This is a genomic window from Dactylosporangium sp. CA-233914 (assembly GCF_050942935.1).
Taxonomy (GTDB): domain Bacteria; phylum Actinomycetota; class Actinomycetes; order Mycobacteriales; family Micromonosporaceae; genus Dactylosporangium.
The window spans coordinates 9,789,630-9,813,818 of the sequence record NZ_CP192030.1 but is presented as its reverse complement, the minus strand read 5'-3'; the positions used below and the strand labels follow the sequence as shown (position 1 = coordinate 9,813,818).

Annotated in this window: 2 protein-coding genes; both read left to right on the top strand. The window is 72.0% G+C overall.

Annotated elements, in window-relative coordinates:
* Positions 1–25 precede the first annotated feature (25 nt).
* Entirely contained in the window at positions 26–23,536 is a 23,511-nt protein-coding gene (locus ACQPY0_RS43440) for a hypothetical protein (RefSeq protein WP_432974607.1), read from the top strand.
* Between the two features lie 112 nt (positions 23,537–23,648).
* Positions 23,649–24,176 carry a hypothetical protein gene (locus ACQPY0_RS43435; protein WP_432974605.1) on the top strand — a complete coding sequence of 176 codons (528 nt, stop codon included), beginning with the start codon at positions 23,649–23,651 and terminating at the stop codon, positions 24,174–24,176.
* Positions 24,177–24,189: the final 13 nt, after the last annotated feature.

The window sequence follows — 24,189 nt, the reverse complement described above, 5'->3', positions numbered from 1 at the left end:
TGTAGCCGTGGGTAGTGGCGCTGCGATGCAGCAGCCGGATCCGGCGCGTCTTCGAGAGCTGGCCCAGCTCTTCGATGACCAGGGCAAGGCGCTGCGGAGTCTGCAGGGGACGCTCGCCGCGAGTTTGGCCGGGACCGGCTGGCAGGGCACGGCCGGCCCGCTCGTGCAGAAGGCTGGCGTGGACATGGGGTCACGCCTGTCCGAGACCATCAAGAACATCGATGCGTATGTGGCCGCCCTGCGGAAACAGGCCGACGAGATCGAGAAGGCCCTCAAGCAGGCAATGTGGATGGCCATCATCGGGGTGATCCTGGAGCTGCTCACGTTGGGCCTGGGGGCGATGCTCGGCGCACTGATCAACGCCATCGCCAGAGGGATCATCATGGCGGCGTCCAGGTTCCTGACCGTGCCGGAGCGACTGGCCAAGTTCGCCTCCGGCTTCGTCGTCTTCGGGTCGATCGAGACCGGCATTTCCATCGCTTCACAGATGGGATCCAAGGCGATCGCCGGGATGGACGACATCGCCCCGAGCTGGATGACGGCTATCGACGCAGTTGTCGGCGGCCTGGTCGGCGGCTGGTTGGTGTCCGAAACGGGCCTCATCGCCCCAAGCAAGGGCATCGGCGGATCGGGGACCAGGGTTCCGGTCCCGAAGACCACGGCCAGCGGGTCGAATTCAGAGACGTCGAGCTTCGGCGGCGGGAGCTCCGGCAGCAAGGGTATCGACTCCGCCGGAGGCCGGTCGTCGTCTGCCGCCGGTAGCGACGCCATCTCGGCATTCCCGGGAGGCGGCCCCCGGACGCCGAACGTCCGGTCGCCGGAGTCGGTCTCGGCGGCGTCGACGACGCCCGCGCCGAAGGGGTCGCCGACGCCGGCGAGGTCGGTGTCGCCTTCCAGCGAGCAGGGTTCCTCGGCACTCACGACACCGGGGCAGGCGCCGCCCGGGTCACGCTCGACGCCGCAGGTCCGCGCGGCCGCCGATACCGGTACGCAGAACAGTCCGTCCCCGATCGTCGCGCAGAACCGCGCGGACAAGCCCTCCGATCGGGTGTCGGTGTCCAGCGCCGGTGGCGAGCCGCCGCCGAATCGCAGCACCTCGGTCTCCAGCGCCGGCAGCGAGAATCCGCCGCCGCAGGTGCGTAACCCCGGCGCCGGCGAACCGCCACGGGAGCAGACCGTCGCGCGCAACACGCCGTCCAGCGAGCCGGCGCGCCAGGTGAACGGTGGTCGTGACGCCAACCCGTCGATGCCCGGCTCCGGGCCGCCGCCCAAACCGCAGCCGCCCAGAGGGGCGGGGGCCGACCCGACTGCGCCCCAGGACGGCCCGGTCAACGGCAACCGGGGTGGGGAGTCGGCCCCGAACAACCGCCCGGCCACCCCGCCGGGGCACGGCGGCAGCGACATGCCGGCGACACCGGTCAAGCAGACCCCCAGCAGCGGCCCCGCCGCGTCCGGTCCGGCCGCGTCCGGTCCGGCCGAAAAGCGCGCCCAGCCCGCCAACCTCGACAATCCGTCGGACACGCCGCCGACTGCGCTGCGGGGGGACGTGCACGTCGTGGGCCCCGGGGCGCAGCCGCCGGGTCGGCCGGGCTCGGCGAGCCCGTCAGGTGCCGAGCATGTGTCCGGTCCGGCCGGGCCCGCGCAGGCGCGGCCGGCGCAGGTCGATGAGATCGGCTCCGTCGTCGGGACGAATCCGTCCGGGGGACGCCCGGTTGCCGACTCGCCGACCGGCACGTCGTCGACGGCGCTGCGGGGGGACGTGCACGCCGTGGGCCCCGGGGCGCAGCCGCCGGGTCGGCCGGGCTCGGCGAGCCCGTCAGGTGCCGAGCATGTGTCCGGTCCGGCCGGGCCCGCGCAGGCGCGGCCGGCGCAGGTCGATGAGATCGGCTCCGTCGTCAGGACGAACCCGTCCAGGGAACACCCGGCGGCCGACTTGCAGACCGGCAATACGGTCACCAGCAAGCCACCGGGGCAACGCTCCGGCGTTCAGGAGTCGGGCTCACATTCCGACAGTTCCGGTACCACCAACCCGGCAACGAACCGGGCGACCACGGTCGGCCGCAGCTCGCCGGCCGAGGCGACCACGACGCCGGCGGACGGTACCACCGTCAGCAAGACCGTGGCGCGTACGGACCACACGACCGGCGAAGGGACGAAGCGGCTCGGCGGTGACCGCCCGTCGGTCCGGGACAGCGGCGTTTCGTCGGTCCGGGACAGCGGCGTCTCGTCGGTCCGGGACAGCGGCGTTTCGTCGGGCGGCGCAGGGAGGGGCACCAACCGCGGATCGGCCGATGGTGTCAGCCACTCCTCCGCGCCCGACCAGCGCGCGGTGCCCCCCGGTGCGCGCGGCACCGCCATGGACGGGGAGCCGCCGCCGGCGTACGGCAAGCACGGGGACGACCCCCTGCTGGAGCGCGGCCCGGATGTGCCGGCTTCGCTGAAGACGGCGTCGCCGGAGCGCGACCTGGGCACACCGAAGACAGGGATCGGCACCGAGACGGCGACGGCGAAGGGCGCCGGGGCCGAGACGGGCTCGGACCTGGCACCGGCCGCCCTCGACCGTGCCGGCGGGACGGACATCCAGGTTAACCGGGTCCGCGTGCCCGCACCGAGGTACTCCGACCTGCCCAACACCGACATCAAGGGAGCGCGTGCGCACGAGAGCGCCGGCAAGCGGCCCGAGGAGCCGGCGCCGGCGTACGGCCGGCCCAGGGACGACGAAATCGTGCTGGAGCGCGGCCCGGACGTGCCGGGTTGGCTGAAGACGGCGTCGCCGGAGCGTGACCTGGTCACGCCGAAGACTCGGCTCGACGACCCGATGAGCGGGATCAACCAGAACATCGACAAGATCCGGGCGGAGCAGCGCGGGAGCATTGAGCAGGGCATCGAAGCGAAGGCCGGCCGCACCGAGCCGACCGCCGTCTCCCGGCCCGGCGACGAGGTTGCGAACACGACGGGCGTGAGTGCCCGGTCGCAGCTCGGCGACCGCGAGCTCGCCTGGGACGCGATGAACAAGCATGAAGCCTCGGTGCGCCAGACGCTCGGCGACGGCGCCAAGCTCATCGACGGCCGCGCGGCTTGGACCAAGACCACGCCCGCGCCGCGCACCGAGCGGCCGGCGGGTGGGGAGAGCCGGCCATCCGGTGCGGGAGCGACGGCGGCGGGCGCTGGGGCTGAGCCGGGTGCGGCGCCGATCAAGGCGACCACGCCCGCGCCGCGCGCCGAGCGGCCGGCGGGTGGGGAGACCCGGCCGCCCGACGCGGAGGCGCTGCGGGCCGACTACCAGGTCAAGCAGCAGCGGGCGGACGCGCTGAAGCGGCGCCAGTCGGAGCTGGACGGCGAGCGCGACGCGGTCGTCCGCAGGACGAACTGGCAGGTGCTGGGCACGCGCCCGATCGTGCCGGGTACGGGCGAGCACGGCCCTGACTCCCACCGGCTCACCTTCGAGCCCATCAACGAGCGGGTGTCAGGGCTGCGGGAGTTGGGTGTCGACGTACGGCGTGAGCAGCTCACGGCCGACCCGGCTTTCGCGCGGGCCGACGCCGAGCTGACCCGGTTCGCGACCGAACGGGCGCTGATCGGCAACGTGCGGCAGGGGCTGGCCGGGGCTATCAACGACGCCGCGCGGCAGGTGGCCATGACCGCGGAGACCCGGGTGGTGGACGAGGCGTCGGCGCGGGCGCGCGAGGACGCGAACCAGCGGCTGGACATGCTGACCGATTTCCGGGACAGGGGGCTGTCGTCTCTGGGTCCGGAGCCGCTGCCTCCCTTGCAGGAGACGCTCTACCAGCAGCTCCGGGGCGAAGGTGTGGCATTGGACCTGCGTCCTGTGGTGGTCGGGCCGAGGCCTGCTGACATCGATCCTGGCCGCGTCGAAGACACCGTGCGTGAGCTGAGCACCGATCTTCTGGCGGCCCGGAATAGGTTCCTCGAAACGCCGACGCCGCGCCCGAACGACCCGGATTGGCAGGAGGCGTACCCGGGGGTGAAGGCGGACCAGGCGATCAGGGACTGGGCGGACGCGTACGCGAACTACGAGCACCGCTGGAACGAGCTCACCCCGTGGCAGCAGGCCGGTGTGGAGCCGCGCGACGCGCAGCTGAAGGTCTTTGAGCGGACCGCGTTCCTCAGGCGTGAGCAGGCGATCGTCACGACGGCCGAGACGCTGGTGCGCGACGAACTGGGCCGGGCGGCACGGCTGGCTGAGGACGCCCGGATCGCGATGGTCCGGGCCGGTCTGACGCCCGAGCCGGCGCGCCCGCAGCCGCAGTCGGAGCCCGCCGAACCGAAGGCGCGGCCGGCCACGCCGAACGAGCCGCCGGCGCCGTCCGCGCATCCCGCGGCGTCGTCCGCGCATCCTGCGGCACTATCCGCACCTCCTGCGGCGCTGCGGGACGGACGGACGCGGCCGTCCGAGCCCGATACCGAGTCCGTTCGATCGGTCGATACCGAGTCCGTTCGATCGGCCGACTTCGACACCGAGTCGGTGCGGTCCAGCGAGACCGATGCCGATGCTCTGCGGTCGTACGAGCGCCTCGACGATCAACTGCGATCGTCCGACAACCCATTCGTCCGGCCGGCGCACGAGCCCGGCGGTGAGCTCGTCAGGCCGCCGAGGTCCCGGCCGGACGACAACTCGTCGGCCACCACCACCCCCGAGCTTTCCCAGGCCGGCGTCCCCCTGACCGAGCCGTCGAAGACCGTGCCGTACACCGCGCCGCCGTTCCTGCCCAGAACTGTCGCCGCCGACAACGCCGAGGCCACGAACGACGGCCTGTTCAGTGACCGGGACCCGCTCGGCGACCGGGACTGGCGCTCCGCGCTGGGCCAGGCGACCGAGGCGTTCCGCGATGGCCTGCGTGACCGGATCGGCACCGCCACGCTGCTCGACCGGGACTTCCCGAACCTGACGGTCGACTTCGCCCGGGTCCATCGCGAGGTTCCCGGGGCGAGCCGGCTGGGTGACGCCGTGGTGGCGGACACCTTTGGGCGGTTCGGCGAGGCCGCGACCCGCGAGTTCGCCGAGGCGATGGGGCGCAGCGCCGATGAGGTCCGGGCGCCGTCCGAGACGGAACGCGCGGCCTGGCAGGAACGCTACGGGGAGCTGCTCGACGACCTCCGCAACGGCCTGCGGGAGCGCGTGGGCGAGACGCAGATCGCGGCGCGGGCGAATGAGGCGTACCGGCAGTGGCACGCCGAAGGCGAGGCGGAGACGGTTTCCCAGCCCGCGCTGCGCGCCTGGACCGAGGCCGCCACCGATCAGCTGCAGGGCATCCGCGCCGCCGGGAACTGGGACCGTGCCGCCGGCAAGCTGGCCGAGATGGTCGACCGGCTGCCGGTCTACCGGGTCATGCACCAGGGCGCCGACCGGATGGCGGAGCGCGCCGCGGCCCAGTTCGCCGACGCCATGGCCGGGCGGCCGGCGGTCGTCGACCCGGAGCGGGTCACCGCGGCCCGGCGGGAGGCGATGGACGCGGCCCGCGAGCAGTACCTGAACCTGTGGGCGCCCAGGTACATCATGCGGGCCGTGACCGACCCGCAGCGCTGGACCCGCACCATCGAGCTGGGGTTCCAGGACCTCGCGCCGGCCATCCGGAACCGCATCACGTATCTGGTGGAGACCCAGCCGGTCCTGGACATGGTCGAGCGGATGACGGAGCCGGCCATGCTGGAGCCGAGACTGCGCGACCCGCTGAGCGACAATCAGAAGGCCGACCTGGTGCGGATCGTCCGGGGCGGGGCTCGGTCCATAGTGGATGAGCGGGCGCCCGGCTTCGTGGCCGACCCGCCGAAGGTCGACGAGGCGATGCTCCGCCGCGTCCGGTTCGCCGTCAATCAGCTGCTGGACGGCGTGCCCGGCCGGGCCGTCTTCGCGGTCGGTGCCAGTCGGCTGGCCGCCGACGCGCTGGTCGTCATCGGCGCCGCGGCGCGGGCCGGCGCGATGGAGGCGGAGCGGCGCGGACTGGACGCGTCCGGCTCGGTCGGCCGGGCGGCGGCCGACGCGCGACGCGCGGTGGGGGATGCGGTCGCCAAGGCGCGAGAGGCGCTGGACGCCCGCGTGTTCGAGCCGGCCGCCGTCGAGGCCAAGCTGGCCAAGCTGCGGGACCGTATCAACGCGATCGTGGCCGGCACCCGGCTCGAAACGGTACGCGACGCGCTGCTGCGCCGCGGCGACCAGGAGGCCCTGCGGGAGCTCAACGAGCAGCGCACCGGGCCGGGTGACCACTTCACGGCGCCCGCCCGGGAGCGGGTCTACCAGGCGTACGAACGCGATGTGGTGGACGACTTCCACAGCCGGATCTTCGGCCCGGACACCAACTTCGACGTGGAGGCGTGGCTGCGCTCGACGCCGCCGGTGCCCTACGGGGTCGACCACCTCGTCCGAGGGCTCGGCCCCCGGTTCGAGTACCACGGACGTCTGGACCAGGCGCAGGACCAGGCGGTCGGGGCATTCGAGAACAAGGATGTCCCCGGCCACAGGCTGACCGGCCCCGCCGAGCCCTCCGAGCACTTGCTGGAGGGCGGTGGGTCCGGTGCCCGCGGGTCGGCCTCGGCCGGGCCTGCCGGGTCCATGCCGGACGTCGTGCGGCCGGTGGCAGCGTACGATACCGATCCGTTGAAGTCTGTCCCGCGTGGTACCAGCGCGGTGCCGGACCACGGCCGGCAGTTTGTCATGACCGACAACGCCAGCGGCCAGCGGTACATCGCCACGCTGTCGGAGAACTCGCAACCGGGTATCGACGCCGGTCGCCGATTGGACGGGGAGCCGGACACCTCGGCGGGCAGGCTTGATCTCGGCCGGGGTCGCTACATCTTCGAGGAGTTCGATCCGGCGACCGGAGCACTGCGGCCGGCGCGGGTCGGGTCCGGCGCCAAGCTGGTCGACATGCGTCCGTTCGACACCTACGACGCCCCCGGCTCCCTGTGGGCGAGGCGGAAGGTGATCGGCCCCGACGGCAGTACGAAGCTTGCGGGGTTCGGCGACAAGACCACGACGTTGATCACGGTCGAACCGAAGACCAAGCGGCTGGATACGGTCATCGCCGCAAAGCAGCAGGAGATCCCCGGGCGGGGCCCGGTCGAAGCCGAGCCCGCGCTGAAGGTGCAGATGTTCCGGCTGTCCGAGAACGGCGGGATGTACCTGCGCACGTACAACCGGGCTCCGGTGCGCTCCGACGACGGCATCGAACCGAACGGCGACTACTTCTACCTGCTCGCCGAGCCCGGCCCGCACCGGGACGCAGGCTGGCACCGTGCCGCGTACGGCAATGGGTACAGCGAGGAGTTGCTCGGCAGGGTGATCCGTCCGGCGGGTGACGCCTCCGGCCGCCGGATCGAGGGCTCCGGGCCGGGCCGGTCTGCGGAAGGTCCGGGCGCGGTGTTGCGGGGAGGAATGCTCCGGCCCGGCGACGCGGAGGTCCGGCCGCTGGTCTACGACCCCAAGGCCAAGCAGTGGGTACTGGTGAAGGTGGTCCGGTCCGGCGGGACCAGGGCCGGCGAGGAGGGCGCCGGCGCGGACGGGCGGACGCGGTACTACACGGTCGACCGGGACACCGGCCAGACCCGCGAGGTGCTCGTCGCGCCCGAAAACGTTGACGTGATGACGGTGAACATCCGCACCGCCGCGGTCGACCGCAGGAGCATGACCCCGGTTCGTGAGCTCACGGACCTGCGGCTCGGGCAGGATGGCCGGTTGCGGGACTCGTGGACCGGGAAGCTGCCGATCAGGCAACTGCAGTACGACCCGGACGCCGGGCAGTTCAGCTTCGGCACCCGCGCCCAGTCCGGTGGCGGCCAGGTCCTGAGCCGCGGTAACGGCGGCGGCGGAGGGCCCGGCGCCGGTGGCGGTGGGGGCACTGCGGCCCGCTCGACAGGCCAGGGTTCGCAGGTGGAGGTCGAGCAGTACCCGCCTGTCACGCTCGTCGAGGACCGGCCGGCGGGCGATGCCTCCCTATCGGGCCGGGCGCAGGGCGAGCGGGGCGCGCCGAAGGAAAAGGAAAGCGCGCCGGCTGTCCGCGGGTCGGACCCTGCCGGCGGCAGCGGTACCGGCGGCGGCCAGCAGCGCGACCCCGGCGGCAGCGGCACCGAGTTGGAGGATCCCGCGCACGTCGCGCACCTCAGGGAGGACCGGGCGCCGCAGGGCGCGAATCAGGAACTGCCGGGCAGCCGGGGCGACCGCGACTCGGTCTCCAGCGATCCGGTCTCGGCGCCGCATTCGACCCGCCCGACGACACCGGCATCGTCGCGGCCCTCGAACACGGTCGCAGCGAAGCTACCGGCGAGCGGGTCGTCAACGGTGGAACCCGCGCCGCGTACGCCGGACCGTCACATGTCGGCGCCGCAGACGCAAGCGCCGCCGCCGCCCGAGCCGCCGCTGTCGTCGCCCCGGCCGGCGTCGGTCAGCCTGCCCGTCGCGGAGCCGACGATCTGGGGCATCACAGTGCAGCCGCGCCTGCAGTCCGCGGCCGGAGCGGGTTACCACATCTCCGTGGTACCGGGCATCAGCCAGTTCGTCCTGCACCGGGACGGGGCGGACCCGGCAGCGGCGCTGCGCTCGGCGACGACGGCCCAGGCCTACCCCGGGCGGGCGGTGCTGTACCTCGACCCGTCGATCGACCTGCGCGACCAGGGTGATCTCGCCGCCGTCAACCGCGTCGTGACAGGGCTGCGCGCGGCGACCAACGAGCCGGCGTTCGTCCGGATTCCCGGCCGTGGTGAGCAGTTCACCCAGGCCGAGATGCAGCGGATCAACGAGCGGATCCTGGGTACCGGCGGCCGGGGACTGGTGAACTGGCCCAACCAGCGCGTCTCCGGCGAGATCACGGCGAACGACCTGTTCCTGCCGGCCGGCAGCTCCGGCCTCGCCGTGGAGGACGGGCCGCAGACGGGGTGGCGTGGGTTCGCCGTCCCGAGACCCGTCGCGGCGACCACGCCGAGCCCGGCCGACCTGCGGCCGCGTCTGGAGTCCGGGCTGGTGCCGGTCCGGACCGGGTACCGGCTGTTCACGCTGCCCGCGTCGGTCGACCGGCCGGATGTGGAGACCGCCGACCGGGCCGCGGCGCTGGCCTCCTCGATGCCGAGGCCGTCCGGTGTAGCGCTCGTGGTCGTGCCGGGCCGGGTCGACGTCGAGGCGCAGACGGTCGAGACGCTGCACGGTCCGCTCACCGTCGCGGGCCTGCGGGAGGTGCTGACGAAGCCGGGCGGCCCGCCGGAGCTCAACGGCCAGGTTGCGGTGCTGTTCCTCGACCCGGCCGCGACCCGGCTGAACGCGGGAGGGACCAGTCTGGCGGGCGCGTTGGCCGACGGACCGGTCCGTGGGGTGGTGGCGCCGAGCGGCTATGTGGTTCCCCGGGGCCGGACACTGGGGTCGGAACATTTGACGGAGGCCGAGAGCGGTCCGGCGCCGGAGCGGGACGGGGCCTTCCCCTGGTACAGCTTCAGCAGGGAACTCGGCGTCCGCCCGATCGGCGACCGGCTCGACCGGCCGGCACCGGGTCTGCCCTGGCTGACCGCTGCGCAGGTGTCCGCGTTGCGCGAGCGTGGCGAGGTGCTGCTGAACGTCCGCACCGACGGGGACGGGCTGTTCCGGTCGGTGCTCGACCGGGCGCCGGAGGTGGTGGCGCGCAGGCTCGGCGGTGGCGAGGTGACCGTCGAACGGATGCGCGGGTTCGCGTCCGAGGATTTCCTGCGGGACTTCGAGCGGCGGCCCGAGCACTACGCTGCCTTCGGCATCGACCGCCGGCGCGCCGAACAGGCCGCCCGCGACCTGGCCACGCCGCGCAGCACCGCCGCGGTTGCCGGCCAGATCGCGCCGCAGGTCGTCATGATGGCCTTCGACCTCGACCTCGACGTGCTCAACCCGGACGGCAGCATCAGCAGGCTGCGGCACGACGTCGACGATCCGGCGCGTGTCACGGTGCAGCTCGCCGGCGTGTCCAAGGTCGAGGGGTTCGGGTACGTCCCGCGCGTCGCGGCCGGCCATCCGCGTGTGGCCGGCCGGCTGAACAAGCGGGTCGACGTGGCTCCGCCGGCGCGGCCGGGCGGGGAGCCCAGGGTCAGCTTCGCGCAGTCGATGGCGCTGCGGGCGCGTGGCCTTGCGGTGATCAGCACCCCGATCGACGGCGACGGGCTCTGGCACTCGCTGCAGCAGGCCGCGCCGCGGTGGATCGAAGCGATACTCCGGGACGAGGGCATCACCGAGGTGACCCCGCAGGACATGCGGCAGTCGGTCGCCGGCCGGCTCCGGTGGAGCCCCGACGGCCTCGCGGACCTCGGGATCAGCCCCGCCCAGGCCGTGCGGATCGCGGCGGACCTCGAGGAGCCGCGTTCCACCGGCGGTCCGGCCGGTGAGATGGCGCTCGAGCTCGCGGTCAGGGCGTGGGGCCTCACGGTCGACGTGGTCCACCCGAACGGCGCGGTGACCACGCTGGGGGTCGAGACCGACGCCGACGAGCCGCGCCCCACCCTGGTGCGGCTGCGGGGCGAGCAGGGGTACGGGTTCCGGCCCGCCCGGCTGACCGGCCCGGCCCACCTTCCGGCCGGGCTCTACGTGCCGGTCGCCGGGGTGACGACCGCCCAGCTCTCCCGGTTCATCCGCATGCCGCGGCAGGACGCACAACTCGTGGCCGCCGGGTTCAGCGACTCCGGCGGCGCGGTGGTGACGGCGTGGGGGCAGCGGTACGAGCCGTCCGCGTTCAACGACCTGCTGACCCAGTACGGCGTGTTGCCCGGCAAGCCGGTGGCGCTGCTCGACGCCCGGACGGGCCGACCGGCCCCCGAGGCGTTCGTCGAGCAGTTGCGCAGGGTTCGGGCCGCCAAGGCGACGCCCGCGGACCCGCAGACCACCGGCAGCGCCCCGGCCACCGATCCGGCCGCCGGCGGCAGCGCCCGGGCGGCCGAGGCGACGCCCACCGACCCCGCGGTCGAGGCGGTCTCCTGGTTCGAGGCCGCCACGCTGTCGTACCAACTGGACAGTCCGTCGAGTCACCGCGCCGGCGAGGAGCTGCTGCCGGTGCCGGACGGCTGGCAGATCACCGCCCTGGACCGTGGCGCGTTCCTGGGGCCGGTAGGCGCACCGCTACCGGCGACGAGCAGCTCCACCGGGCCGGTGCTTGCGATCGGTACCCCGGGCGCAGCGGTTCCCGAGTCGATCTGGACGCTGGTGGACCGCGCGCTCAGCCTGACCGGGTTCCCCGCGCGGAACCTGCACATCATGGAGCTGACCTCCGAACCCGCACCGCTGCCGGCCGACAACGACACCAGACCGAGCGACCAGGACCTGGCGGACTACTGGGACATGGTCGTCGCGATCGGTCGCGGCATGACCGACGCGTCCACGGTCGAGGACTACCGACGGGGCGTGGAGGAGGCCCACAAGTACCTGGTTGCCGCCAACCCGCGCCAGGCGAAGGTCCCGTTGCCGCTGCGGCTGGACGTCTTCAAGAGCCGCATCGACGGCGAGTTCAACTACCTCAAATGGGTCGTGGACATCTACCAGGAACCGTCCACTCAGGACCCGAAGGCGCAGATGCCCCCCGGGTACTGGAAGGAGCTGTTCTACTCCCGCACGCCCACGCTGTTCCACGAGTGGGAGCACCTGAAGCAGTACTACCTGATCGCCCGTTACCTGAACTGGCTCGCTTCGCAGGGGCGCACGAGCGCGGAGCTCGGCAAGCTCAGCCCGGTCGCCCGCAAGGTGGCGCTGCAGGACCCGTTGGTTCCCGGATCAGCGGAGTTCGCCGAGGCGGAGCGTCTGCACACGGCCCTGTTCGACAAGGCTGCCGTGCGACGCACAAGAGTCCTGCTGCATGAGCTCACCGTGGCCAACGTGGCGGTGGACGACGCGACCGCGCATTTCGTCGAGCGCCGCGCCGACCCGAAGGCCGACCCCCTCGACGTCGCCCGCGCGAACGCCGCGGTGGCGCGCGCCCGAGCCGCGTACGCCACCCTGCAGAACGAGTACCAGCGCCTGCCCGCGGAGATCGTGCCGCAATACGCCGAGCGGCGGCTGCGGCAGATGCCGACCGATCTGACCGGCGACATCGTCAAGCCGCCGCCGGCCGTCGACGTCTCGACGGCCGCCACCGCAAGCGCCGAGACCGGCGACGCGGCGAGCGGTAACGGGTCAGGCCGGACCGACACCGTGGTTGCTCAGCCGTCGTCGTTGCCACCTGCACCCGAGCCGGCGCGGTTGTCGTCGCCGTTGCGGCCGGGGATAGTGGCGTCTGCGTCTGCGGAGTCGGGGCCGGGGCCGGTTGTTGTGGGTGGGCAGGTCCGGTTGGTGTCGGTGGCTGAGGCCGGTGTGGGTTGGCCGGTGGTGGTGGCTGGTAGCGGGACCCGTCCGGGCGGAGTGTTGGAGGTGTATGAGGGTGGTGCGGTGCGCTGGTCGGATTCCGACGATGTGCTGGATAGTGTTTGGTTCGCATTCGGTCAGGGGGGCTTTGTGCACCCAAGGTCGGGAACGTGGATCCGGTTCGGTGGTCAGATTCAGCGGTTGAACCCTGGGAGCGGTGCGGACCTGCGTTCGCGGGTGGAGTCGGTGGAACGTACTCCGGGTGGGTTGATGTTCGATAGGCGGGAGGTTCGGCTCGCCTACCCGCCCGAGGTCGTCGACCAGTCCGCGTCCGTTGTGGACGACGACGAGGATCTGTTTGGTTTGTCGGATGTGTCTGACGAGGGTGGTACATCTGGGTCTTGGGACGCTGGTTCGCCTGCTGCGGGTCGGTCGTGGGGGGCGATGCTGGAGGGGGGTGGGGAGGTTGTAGGGGGGCGCGTCGGCGGTGCCGTGGGGCTGGGTGTGGCATCGGCGAGCGGGCCGGCGACGGTCAACCCGCTGGACCTGCTCTTGGTTGGGGGTCCGGGCGCCGGGCTGGACTTGTCCGGTGAGGTGGTCGACCGGCCTGCGTCCGTTGTGGACGACGCACGTCTGTGGCCGGATGGGTTTGACGACGTTCCTGCGTCCGGGTCTTCGGGCGCCGGTTCGCCTGTCGTGGGTCCGTCGTGGGGGCCGCTGGACGAGTACGGTCCTGGGGGACCCGCTGGCGGTGCCGTGGGGCCGGGTGTGGAACCGGCGAGCGGGCCGGCGACGGTCAACCCGCTGGACCTCCGGATCGGGGCGGCTGGGGAGCCGGGCGCTGGTCTGGGCGAGAGCGTCGCCGCATCCGTCAGGGATCAGGTCGGTGTACCTGACAGGGTGCGCGATTGGGCGGGGTGGACCATTGAGCAGCCGCCGGACATCGCGGCCACTTTCGACGGCTACAGGATCGAAAAGAACGGTTCTGTCGAATTGCGGGTGCGTGGTGAGAGACACGGAATCCATGTCGGGGAGCGGTTCAAGGCGTTGGATGGTGTGGTCAGTCTGGCGTTCGCCCATCCCCGTGAGGGAGCTGGTCGCGATGTGTTCGTCGTGCGGCGGGTCTTCCGCGGGTCGGAAGGCGTGGTGGAGGAATTCAGGTGGGGCCGGGAGGAAACGCTCACCGATGCCGAGTTCGCGACATTCCGGGAGCTGCGCGAGGAGCGGGTCGTCTGGGAGGTGCCGGGCAACAGTGCATGGACTACAGGGCTCCCGGAGGACACGGTTCCCGTCGATGCCGACTTCCCGATCGACGACGATGGTCGCATCAAGTTCATCGTTGCCAAGGTCCAACGCAATCTGGGGGTCGTGAGGAGGAGCGAGGCGCTGGGTGGCACGGTCAGGCTGCGCGTCGGCCGGGCCAAAAACGGAAACGTGCGTGATGTGTTCGCCGTGCGGCGGGTTCCTGATTCGTGGCCGAACGGCGATGTCGAACAGTTCGTGTGGATCGACCGGGTGGTGCTGACCGATGAGGGGTTGAAGGATTTCGTAGCGCAGTATCAGTACCTGTACCAGCCCGAGCCCGGCGGTGGTGCGGGCGCCGGACGGGACGAGGTAGAGGGCGCGGGCGCGCAGGGTGGCCAGGACTATCCTGGGGGGTGGACGCGGCGCCCGCCGGACGCCGTCGAGATCACGCTGAAGGCCCTACCGATAGGGGCCAACGGTCGAGTTACGCTCGCCATCGCCGGTGAACGGCTTGATACCTCCGTAGTGACGACGATCGATGGCGCGTGGCAGGACGCCACGATCGATGTTCTCCTCGGCCCGCCGGAGAACGAGACCGGCCGGCCGGAGGACGAGGCCGGTCGGCGGAAGGTGTACGTCGCTCGGCGGGTGTATCTGGCCTGGCCGGAGCGTCGGGCTCCGTGGGTGGACTGGGTGTGGCCGGACCGCCGGGCGTCGATTGTGGAGTACAAGCTGGTCGCGCACAAAGTGGTAACTGAGCACGATGCCGATGGGATGCGGCGTAGGGAGGAGTACGAGCCGGGGCCGAGTCCGTTGCCGACGGGCAATAGCGGTAGGTACGTCCTGGTTCAGCCGGTGGATGCGGGTGCCGGGGTGGCGGTGATGCCGGGCGGGTGGGGTGGCCGTGACGTTCCGGTGGTTCACGGCTTGCCGGGTTCTCCTGACGCGGGCGGGGCTGTGGCCGGCGAGGTTCGGTCTGGGTCGGCGTGGGTGCCGTGGTCGGTGGTGGGTGTGCGGGCGGTGCTGGCGTTGGCTCGGGAGCGGTATGCGGTTTGGCGGGCGCGGGTGGAGGGTTCGGTGGTGTTGTTCCCGCCGCACCCGTTCGAGCTTGCGTTGGAGGCGTTGCACGGCCAGGCCGACGGGGCGTCGCAGGCGTCGCAGGTGGCTGGGGTGCGGGATCGGATCGGCGCGGCGTTGGCGTGGTACAAGGAGGTTGGAGCGTGGAACGCTGTGGTGGCGGAGCTGGCGGCGGGTCTGGTGGCGGGGAGCGAGTCGTACGGCCGGGTCGCCGACGGACAACGGATTGACCTTCGCCCGTGGGCTGACTGGACCCGGTTGCGGCCGCCGAACCTCGCGGCGTTCGTGGACGGCTACAAACCGGACAGGAACGGGATCGTCACCTACGTCGTGCGCGGCGAGCAGCGGGAGATCCAGGTCGGCGAGTCTGGCACGTTCGTTGGTGCTGCGGTCGCGCTGCTGTTCAGCCGGCCCGACCCGGACGATGTTCGCCAGGTCTACGCCATCCGGAGGGTGAGGGTCGACCAGGCGCGGGTGCAACTGGTGGTCGAGGAGTTCCGGTGGGTCCGCGAGGAAACGCTCACCGACCGCGAGCTGGTCGACTTGGCGCCACGGCGGGCCGTGACAACCGTGCTGCCGTTGTCCGTCCCGGCGCTGACGAGTCCGCAGGCCGGCGACGAGGACGCTGCCGAACCCTGGTTCGCTGATCCGAGGCAACGCATGCTGACGGCTGCCACGTGGCAGGGGGCGGGTTGGACCAGGCAGCGGCCGGTCGACGTCGAGCTCAGTCTCGAACGCATGCCGGTCGGGCGCCGTGGCGCGGTCCTCTACAGTGCGGACGGGACGACTCACCTGATCAGGGTGCCCGCGCCGGGCGAGTTGTCGAGGTCTGAGGTCGAGGTCCTGTTCGGCAAGGCCGACGAACGGAACGTTCGACCCGTGTTCGTCGGCCGCGCCAGGACGGTTATTCGGGGTGAATACAGGGAGTACACGCGTGCCGCGAAGGACATTCTCTCTCGCGCCGAGTTGGAGGAACTGCGGAAGCGATACGTGTTGCCCCGCGATGCTGACGGGGACGTGGTCATGGCGGGGGTTGTGGGTCAGCCGGCGCGGTTGTCGTCGCCGTTGCCGGCGTGGACAGCTGCGTCCACATCCACGGAGACGGTGCCCGGGCCGGTGCTCTGGGCACTTGGTGACACGCCGTTGGACATCGCGTTCGACGCCGGGCCGCGACGGCGCCGGGCGGGAGCGAAGGGGCGCCCGGTAGCCGGCGAGCAGCTGGTGGAACCGTACTGGGAGCAGGATGGAGCGTTCCGGCCGGTCGCCGGTCAGGTGCTCTACGCGGTCCGTGACGGCAAGGTGCTGGGCGGGCGGGAAGTCGTCGACGTGGTTGACCAGCCGGGTGGTCGGACCACCGTCTGGCTCACCCGGTGGCGGTATGCTTCGATCCTCGGCGTGACGGCGCCGTCGGACGAGCTTACGTCCGCTCTGGGCGATCTGTTCGAGCGGTCAGGGATGGACGTCGCCACGGCGTATCGGATCGATTCGCATGACTACGGTGATGATGTCTCCGTGTTCCGGGCGAGCGGGCCGGAGATCCAGCGTGGGCTGTTCGCCAAGGCCCGGCAGTTGTACCCGGTCTTGGCACGAGCGTCTGACGATCGGAAAGCCGCCGAGGCGGCGCTGCAGGAGTTGGCGGACTACCTGACCACGATCGAGAACATCCCAGAGTTGGAGGTCGTTCTCGACCCTGCGTTGGGCATGCTCGGGCGGTACCAAGGGCGCCTGGTGGCGGTGCAGCCCGGCGACCCTGACCTGATGCTCGAAGTCATCCTGCATGAAGTGATGCATGCGGTGCAGTGGTATCTCCTGTACCGCCTTGCCGCGGGTACCGGCAACGTCGATTTCTTTGAGCGGTTCACCTGGGCCCTGGACGACAAGGCCAAAGCCCGGGCGGCACGGGCGTGGGACGAGCCGTTGCTGCCCGACGACCCGGCCTATCCCGTCGCGCTCGCCCTGTTCCGGGAGCGCCGCACCAACCCGGACACGCTCCCGCTGTTCTACGCTCTGGACAAGGCGCGCAAGACTGCCGAGACGTCGATAGCGGTGGCCGACGGCGTTGAGGGCCTCAGCCCGCGCATCCGGCAACGTCTATGGGCGGACCTGCGGGCGGTGCAGCATCAGTTGGGCCTGGCGGCGGCGCTCACCGAGTCGGAGGTCATAGAGCGCCAGGTCCTGCACGTTCAGCTCGGCCTACGACACCTGGGCTCGATCCGTGACTGGTCGCAGGATCTGGCCCGGACGAGTCTCAGGCGGCCCGACGGCAAGGCGTTGTCCATCGGCGCCGCTGGTGTGTTCGTCGGCGCCTCGGCGGAGCGGACGTCCCAACTCGCCACGGAGAGGCTCGCGGACGGCGCGAGACTGCGCGTGGTGATGATGGTCGACGATCCGGAGAGCCGGCCGGCCGGCACGTCGGTGGACGACGAGGCGCGTCGGAGCGCGCTCGCTGCGGCGCTGGTCGACGCCGGACGCCTGATCGAGCAGTTGCCCGAGAATCTTCGCGGCCTGGCCGTCGTGGAGCTGGCCCCGAACTGGCGGATGGCGCCGACGACCGCAGCGGGCCTGGCTCAAGAGTCGGGTATGGACCTGCGAGTACACGTCTCGGGGCTCGCATCCCAGCCGCAGGGCGATCGGGCCATGTGGCCACTTCGTCCCAACACCACCTTGGGTCTGGCTGGATGGGCCACCGAGTACGTGTTCCCGGTCGGGCTCGATCGGCCGCCGACGTTGATCGTGGGGGGACACATCCACTCGCTCGCCGTGGACGAGCCGACCCGCGACCTCATGTTCGCAGGCGGCCGGGCGGTCATGACCGGGCAGGTGCTCTGGGTGCGGACCGGGGGTGAGCCGCGGGATCGTCCCGAGCCAGTGGGGAACCGCTGGCCGAAGGCTGTGGTGGTCGGCACGGCCGACCGGCCCACGCCGTGGGGGACCGCGATGCGCGCCAGGGAACTGACCGGCCTGATGACGGGGGTCGTGGGCAGGGCCGAGCAGGCCGATCTGATTCATGTGCACAACGAGATCACCGAGCCGCCGCCCCGACCGGTGGTGCCGCACCCCGCAGCGGTGCCTTCCGGTACACCCGCCCGCGACGTCCTCGATCGGCTGTTCGGCGAAGAAACGGTGGACCCGGCGCTTTTCGCGGTCGAATGGAAGGGCGTCGAACCCACCCGCGGCGTGCTGCACCTTCTGGACGCGTTGATCGAACTTGCGGTCGACGACGCCGGCGGCTGGCCGACGATCGAAGCGCTGGCCGAGCGGCCGGATCGGCTGGATGAACTGGCCGACCGGCTGGACGACCTTGCCCACCGGATCGGTATTGCGCGCCTTGCCGGTGCGCAGTCGCGCCGCACGGCGTTGCTCGATGTGGCCCAGACAACGACCCGCATGTTCGGGATCGCGGGCTTGGACCAGTCGCGGTTGGTGGCGGGCCGGCAATTCACCCAGCTTGATGGTGCGGATGGTTGGCGCCGGAATTTTGCTGATCTCACCCGCACGACGAACCGGCTCTTCGGACGAGCCGACGATGACCCCAAGCAGTTCCTATTCGAGCGGCGTCTGGTGGCCGAGCTCGCGGGGCAGCTCGCTCACCTGAAGCTTCCGTCGCCCGTCGCCTTCGAGAAGCTGGCTGACGACGTGGCCGCGGTGACGGCCGCGGTGCACGAGCTCGCGGCGTCGGCCACGTTGGTGAACAAAGACGTGCTGTGGCTCGGCGACGTCGGCGAGGTGTGGTCGGCTGGGGTCGTGCGCACCAACCATTTGAGGATCGGCTATCTGGCCGAGGCGGACGGGACGCCGAGCAGTGTCGTCGCGGCACTGCGGCGCGTTGACCAGCAGCACGGTGTGACGGAGCCGAGGCGCGGGAGTTGGTTCGGCTGGTTGCCGATGCTGGTCCAGTCGCTGATGGACGCGCCGGGCAGCGTGGTCCGGGGCCGCTCGCTCATGGTGCGGCCGGAGGGAGCGAACCCGACCGAGACCGACGGCGTCTCGCAGTACCTCAAGCAGAAACCGGCAAACTTCCTGGCTGCGGAACGGTTCGTGTGGGAACCGCCGTTGTCCAGGCCGCTGGTGTGGCCGGGCGGCGAGCCGTTCGCCGGCCAGCGTGTTCCCGAGGGGTTCGAGTGGTTCGTACACGACGTGTTCGGCGATGTCGACCCGTCGCGCTATCAGCGTGTGACGTCTGCCTCGGGCCTTGGGTTCACGATGTCCAACCTGGTTGTCTGGGTGCTGGCCGCCGCGGGTACGCAACCGGGTGATGCTCGGGCGGCAGTGGCTTTGAGCGAGCTCGCCGGCGAGGTCGGTCTGCCGGCGCGGGCACGACCCGTGGACCTGCTCGACGCCGTGTACACCACGGCCGTCGCGGCCGGACTGGATGTGTTGAGCAAGGAACGCCTGACCGACGTCGTGGGGTTGTTGACCACGCTGCGTGGTAGCCCGGAGGGACCCTGGCGGGTCGACTCCGCCGACCTGGCCGCCGAACTGGCGCTCCTGGCCCCCGAAACAGCTGCGGTGCCGGCACGGGTTCGTCTCCTGCGCGCGTTGGATGTGACACACGAGCTCGGCCGGCCAACGGCCGGGGCGGTGCGCGCGGCCGCGCTGCGTGACGCGCTCCAGCAGGACCACGACTGGATTGTCGAACTGGTCCGCGCCGCCGAGGAAGGGCCCGCCGGGGACTGGTGGTTGGGCCAGGACGAACGGCCGGCCTTGCCGACCGATCCGGGGGCCGTCGTCCTGGGCTACCAGGTCGGTGCCAACCTCGGTCCGGTCGTCCCCGCGGTGGGCCCGTCGCCGGTGAGGAGCACGGAGGCGTCGATGCTCTGGTTGGCCGACGCGATACGAACCGCCGCCGGCCGGCCGGACGCACGAGTCCTTCTGGTCCCGGTGCCCCCGCCGGACCTCCTGGACGGTGTGTGGTCGAGCTCGTGGCGAATCGACCGGTTCGGCATGCGTCCGGACCTGCGGGTGACGACGCACGCGCCGCTCGCGCCGGTGTGGTTCACGGCCGCCGCGCAGACGGCGCCGGGTCAGCCCGTCGCACCGGAAGCCGGAGCAGTGCATGAGACGGTGGTCGGCAGTCCTGCCCGCCTGTCCGACGCACCGGCGGTCAGGCAGCTCGCTGAGCAAGGGACGGCGGCGGGGCCGTCCGTCCCGGCGGCCGTCGCCGAGCTGCTGCCGCCGGCGGTGCTGCACCAGGTGTCCGCCGAGTTGGCGCTGGCGCCGGCCAAGGTGGAGTACGCCGTCGGTGACCTGCTCGCGGGTATCGCGGCGCGGCCCGGGGAGCCGGTGCGGGACGCCCGCGCGTGGGTGGACGAGCTTCGCCCGGCCCTGGGCGTGCTCGCGCCCACCGACAACCACCTGGTGTGGTACATCGAGCTGGCGTACCGGGTGAGGACCGGACACGGCGACCGGGCGGCCTACGAATGGCTGTGGCACCGGCGGATCACCCCCGAGCTGGTGCTCTTGCTGCCAGAGGACCTGGCGCGCACGACCGTGGACAACGCGCGGCAGGCCTCCGTCATGGACCTGGCCGCGGCGGCGGCCGAGCTCGGGCTGTCGGGCCCGGCCGTGCTGGAGGCCGTCGCGACCGAGTGGGGGGCGACGCCGCTCGACGTCGCGCTGGCCCTGCGGTCCGAGGTGGCGCGGCCGGTCGGCGCGCCCGCACCGGACGGCGGACAGGTCGTCAGCAGGGTCCGCGACACGTTGGCCGGCCGCGGGTACTGGTCACGGGAGGTCATCAGCCGGTGGATCAGACTCACCGCGGGGCTGGGCTTCGATCCCCGCCGGTTGGCGGGCCTGCGACCGTCGCCCTACCTCGACTGGCTGCTGTACCAGGCGCTGGGCGACGTGCCCGCCAACCGGGCCGAGCAGGCGATCACCGAGCTGGTCACCGCCGGTGCCGGCGTCGAAGGGCCGTCCGGCAGCCGGGCCGGCACGGTGGCCACGATACGGCCGTGGTCCGGCGGTGGGACGCGCGACGAGCGGGAGTTCGAGACCGCGGCGTCGTGGCTGGGCGTCGCCGTGGACCAGCTTCGTGCCCTGCCGCCGGCGGCGGAGGTCCGTCCGGTCGACCTGGTGGGGACCGGGTTGTCGGTGGAGCAGCCCGCCACCCTGGTGTCGCTGGTCGCCCACACCGGACGGGTACCGCATGATCTACCCAACCTGGCGCTGCGGTTCGGCGCGGAACCGGGCTGGCTGCTGGCCCTGGCCGAGGCGCTGCGACGCGACCCCCGGGACCTGATGTTGTTCCAGGGCATCACCGACGATCTCGGGGGTACGCCGCAGGCCGACTGGCCCGAGCCGCGGACGGTCGCCGACTACCTTGCCGACGAAGTCGACCGGCACGTGACCGGCGGATCCGGCCGGGACGGCGCGACCTGGCTCTACCGGCTGGCCGGCAGCGGGGCGGCCGGCCAGGGGCGGACCGGCCTCTACCCCGCCCAACTGCGGGCCATGGCCGGCCGGCTCGGCTCCGGCGCCGTAGCCGTCGACGACGCGGCCGCGCAGGCGGCGGTGAACGCCGTCGGGCCGGCCGCCGCGATGTTGGGGCGCTATGCGGAGCCACCCACCGTGGTGAACGTCGCCGCCGGGCTCATCGACCAGGCTGCCGGGATCATCGGTGCGATCAGGGCAAACGCGTCGATTGGTGACGTCGCGGCCCGCGTCGTCGCCGCGAGCGAGTTCGTCGAGGAGCAGCTGGGCCGGGGTCAGCTCGCCCCGGCGCCGGAGCTGATCGGGCTCAAGGAAGCCCGCGAGACGGTGGCGGGGGCCGGCACGGAGCTGGAGAACCTGCGCCGGGCCTGGAAGACCGAAGCCGACGCGAACCGGCCCGTGCCGGCCCCGCATGTCGCGGCTGCCGCGCGGGCTCGCGAGACCTGGGGCGCCTGGCAGGTGCTCGACGCGGGCGTCGGGTACCTGGGGGCCGTCAAGACGCTGGCCACCCTGGTCCTGCGGGCGATGGACCCGCAGGCGACGGCCGCCTTCGACGCCCAGGCCGCGGCGGGCACCGCCGACCCGTCCGCCGCCGCTGCGCCGGTCGGGATGACGCTGTGGCTGGCCGAGGCGATCGATGGGCTGGCCTCCGCGCGGGACGGGCTGGCCCAGGCGCGGCTGAGCAACCCGACCGCCGACGAACTCGCCGCGGCTGCCGGCATCTGGCGGGTGGCCCACGCCGACGACGACGCGGCGAGCTGGAGCGTCCGGGCTCCGCTCGCGCCGTGGTGGGCCGAGCGGATCGGGGTAGCGGCGAGCGAGATCGTCGACGACCTCCGCGACCGCCCGGCCCTACGCCACGCGGCGATCGTGGAGCTTGCCGCGACCCTCGGGGCCGATCCCGCATGGGTACGCCGGATGGGCATCGCCATCGGAACAGTGCCCTCCGGCATCCCGGCGCTGGCCGACGAGTGGTCGGTCGACCCGAAGTTCCTGCTCGGCGTGGCCGGGAAGCTGGGGATCGAGCCGACCCTGCTCGCCCCGGCGCGGCCGTTGCTGCACGGCGGACCGGCGAGCGCCACGGTCGACGGGACCGCCGAGCGGATCGCCCAGCTCGCCTCGCAGCAGGCCACCGACGTGGCCAGGACCGTCGGGGCTGTGCTGGCCGCCCTGACCACGGCGGGCCGGACCCTGCAGGCCACCGCCAAGCCGTCCGACGCACCGGCGCCAGGCACCTCCGCCAAGCCGTCCGAAGCACCGCCGCCGGACGGTTCCGCCAAGCCGGCAGACGTACCGTCGCCGGACGGTTCCGGCAAGGCGGCCGAAGCATCATCGGCGGGCGTGGTGGCCGGCGACGAGCGCGGCCCGCAGACCCCGGCCGCTCCCGGGTCCGAGACGCCGATTGCGCCTCCGGCCGGGCAATCGCCCAGAACCCCCGCTGCGGGCACGTCCGAAACACCGGCGACGCCGCCCGCAACGTCGACCGTCCACAAGCCGGAAAACCTGACTGGGCATACGCCCGAGGCGCCGGTCATGCCCCCGGTCACGACCCCTGCCCTGCCGCCGGCCGGCAGCACCGCCGAAACTCCCGCCAAGCACGAGCCCGAAATCGCGGCCGAGACGCCGGCTGTGACCACGGCCGAGACGCCGGCTGTGATCGCGGCCGTGACGCCGGTTGTGACCACGGCCGAGACGCCGGCTGTGACCACGGCCGAGACGCCGGCGACCCCGGCCGTGGACACCAGCACCACGTCGGCCGGTGTGCCGCCCAAGGCTCCGGCGCAGTCGGGGACGACCGGCGACAGCCCCGCCGGTCCGTTGAGTGAAAAGGCGGCCGGGAAGCGGGCCGACGAGGCGAGCAGCTTTGCCGACGACTGGTTGATCACGCCCGACTGGGCGGCGTCGCGGCGGTTCCTGGCGGAGAACCGGGAACAGATCCGCGCCCAGGATCTCGACGACCTGCGTGCCGAGGGGCCCCGGCAGACTGCGTGGCTCAAGCTGCACCGGGCGTTGCTCACTCTGGACGCGCATGACCGTGCGGACCGGGGCTACGACTGGCTGGAGGCCGAGAAGAGCCCGAAGCAGCGCAAGGATCTCATGGCCGGCGCGATCGCCACGGGCAACGCCGCCGTGGTGCTCGCGTTCGTGCAGTTGTTCGAGGTGTACGGCCGGCGGGAGCAGCAGTCGACGAAAACCTATGAGTGGGAATCGGCGATCGCGCAGGTGCTGCGCCAGTTCGGGGAGATCGCGGCCCATCCGGACGCGGTCGATCTTGACCTGGCTCTCACCCAGCAGGACAACGCGAAGCTGGGGCGCGGCAATACCAAGGTCAAACTGCTGTACGCGATGTTCGACGCCGTTGAGCTGAGGCCCGAGTTGTACGCCGCGGTGGACCGGTTCGGGGAGTCGATCCTCGACTGTCCCCCGGAGGAGATCGTCGAACAGGTCAGCGCCCAGTTCGAAAACCCGCCGCTCCCCCCGCTGCTGGCGTAGGAATCCGCGTCGGGCAGCGGCGGGCGAGGTCGGCGTGCCCCCGGGACGGGCCCGGCCGTTCGCCATCGACAGAACCGGGCAGGTGTGCCGAGACCCCACTATTCGAGGGGCCATGAACCGCGCGTGGGCGAGATCCGTCGATAGAACGACCCGTCAGGTAACGGAAAGGGGAAGCGGGATGGAACTCGACATCGTTGATCGGTGGGTGTCGGCCCTGCGTTACACCGAGTCGATGCACGTCAATGACGTCAGCCGTGCCATGGGTGTCGCGATCATCGGCGCCGAGCGGGTCAGCTGTCAGCTGGTGTGCCCGCCGCCGGCCGGCACGGCCCGCTTCGAGTTCGTGCTCGATCTCGAGACCAAGGACCGGGTGATCTTTGTGGAGTTCATGCTCGCGGAACCGCTGCCGCTGAGCGATCTGGAGGCACGTTTCGGCATCGGCGAAGTGACGGTCCCCAGCCCGCACCAGGTGAACTCGACCATCGCGTTCGAACCACCCAGCCCCGAGCGTGCCCTCCGGGCCTGTTCCGTGCTCGCGGACCTCGAATACGAGTGGCCCAGGGTCGGCCCGGACCGGGTCCGGTCCATCGTGCTCTACCCGCAGCCCCGCGAGGCCGAGGCGGACAGCGCCCAGACGTGAGCGTCCCGTCGGT

Bases quoted from the DNA above. Each gene is read 5' to 3' on its own strand.
- ACQPY0_RS43440 (WP_432974607.1), top strand. From the start codon at position 26: ATGCAGCAGCCGGATCCGGCGCGTCTTCGAGAGCTGGCCCAGCTCTTC.
- ACQPY0_RS43435 (WP_432974605.1), top strand. From the start codon at position 23,649: ATGAACCGCGCGTGGGCGAGATCCGTCGATAGAACGACCCGTCAGGTA.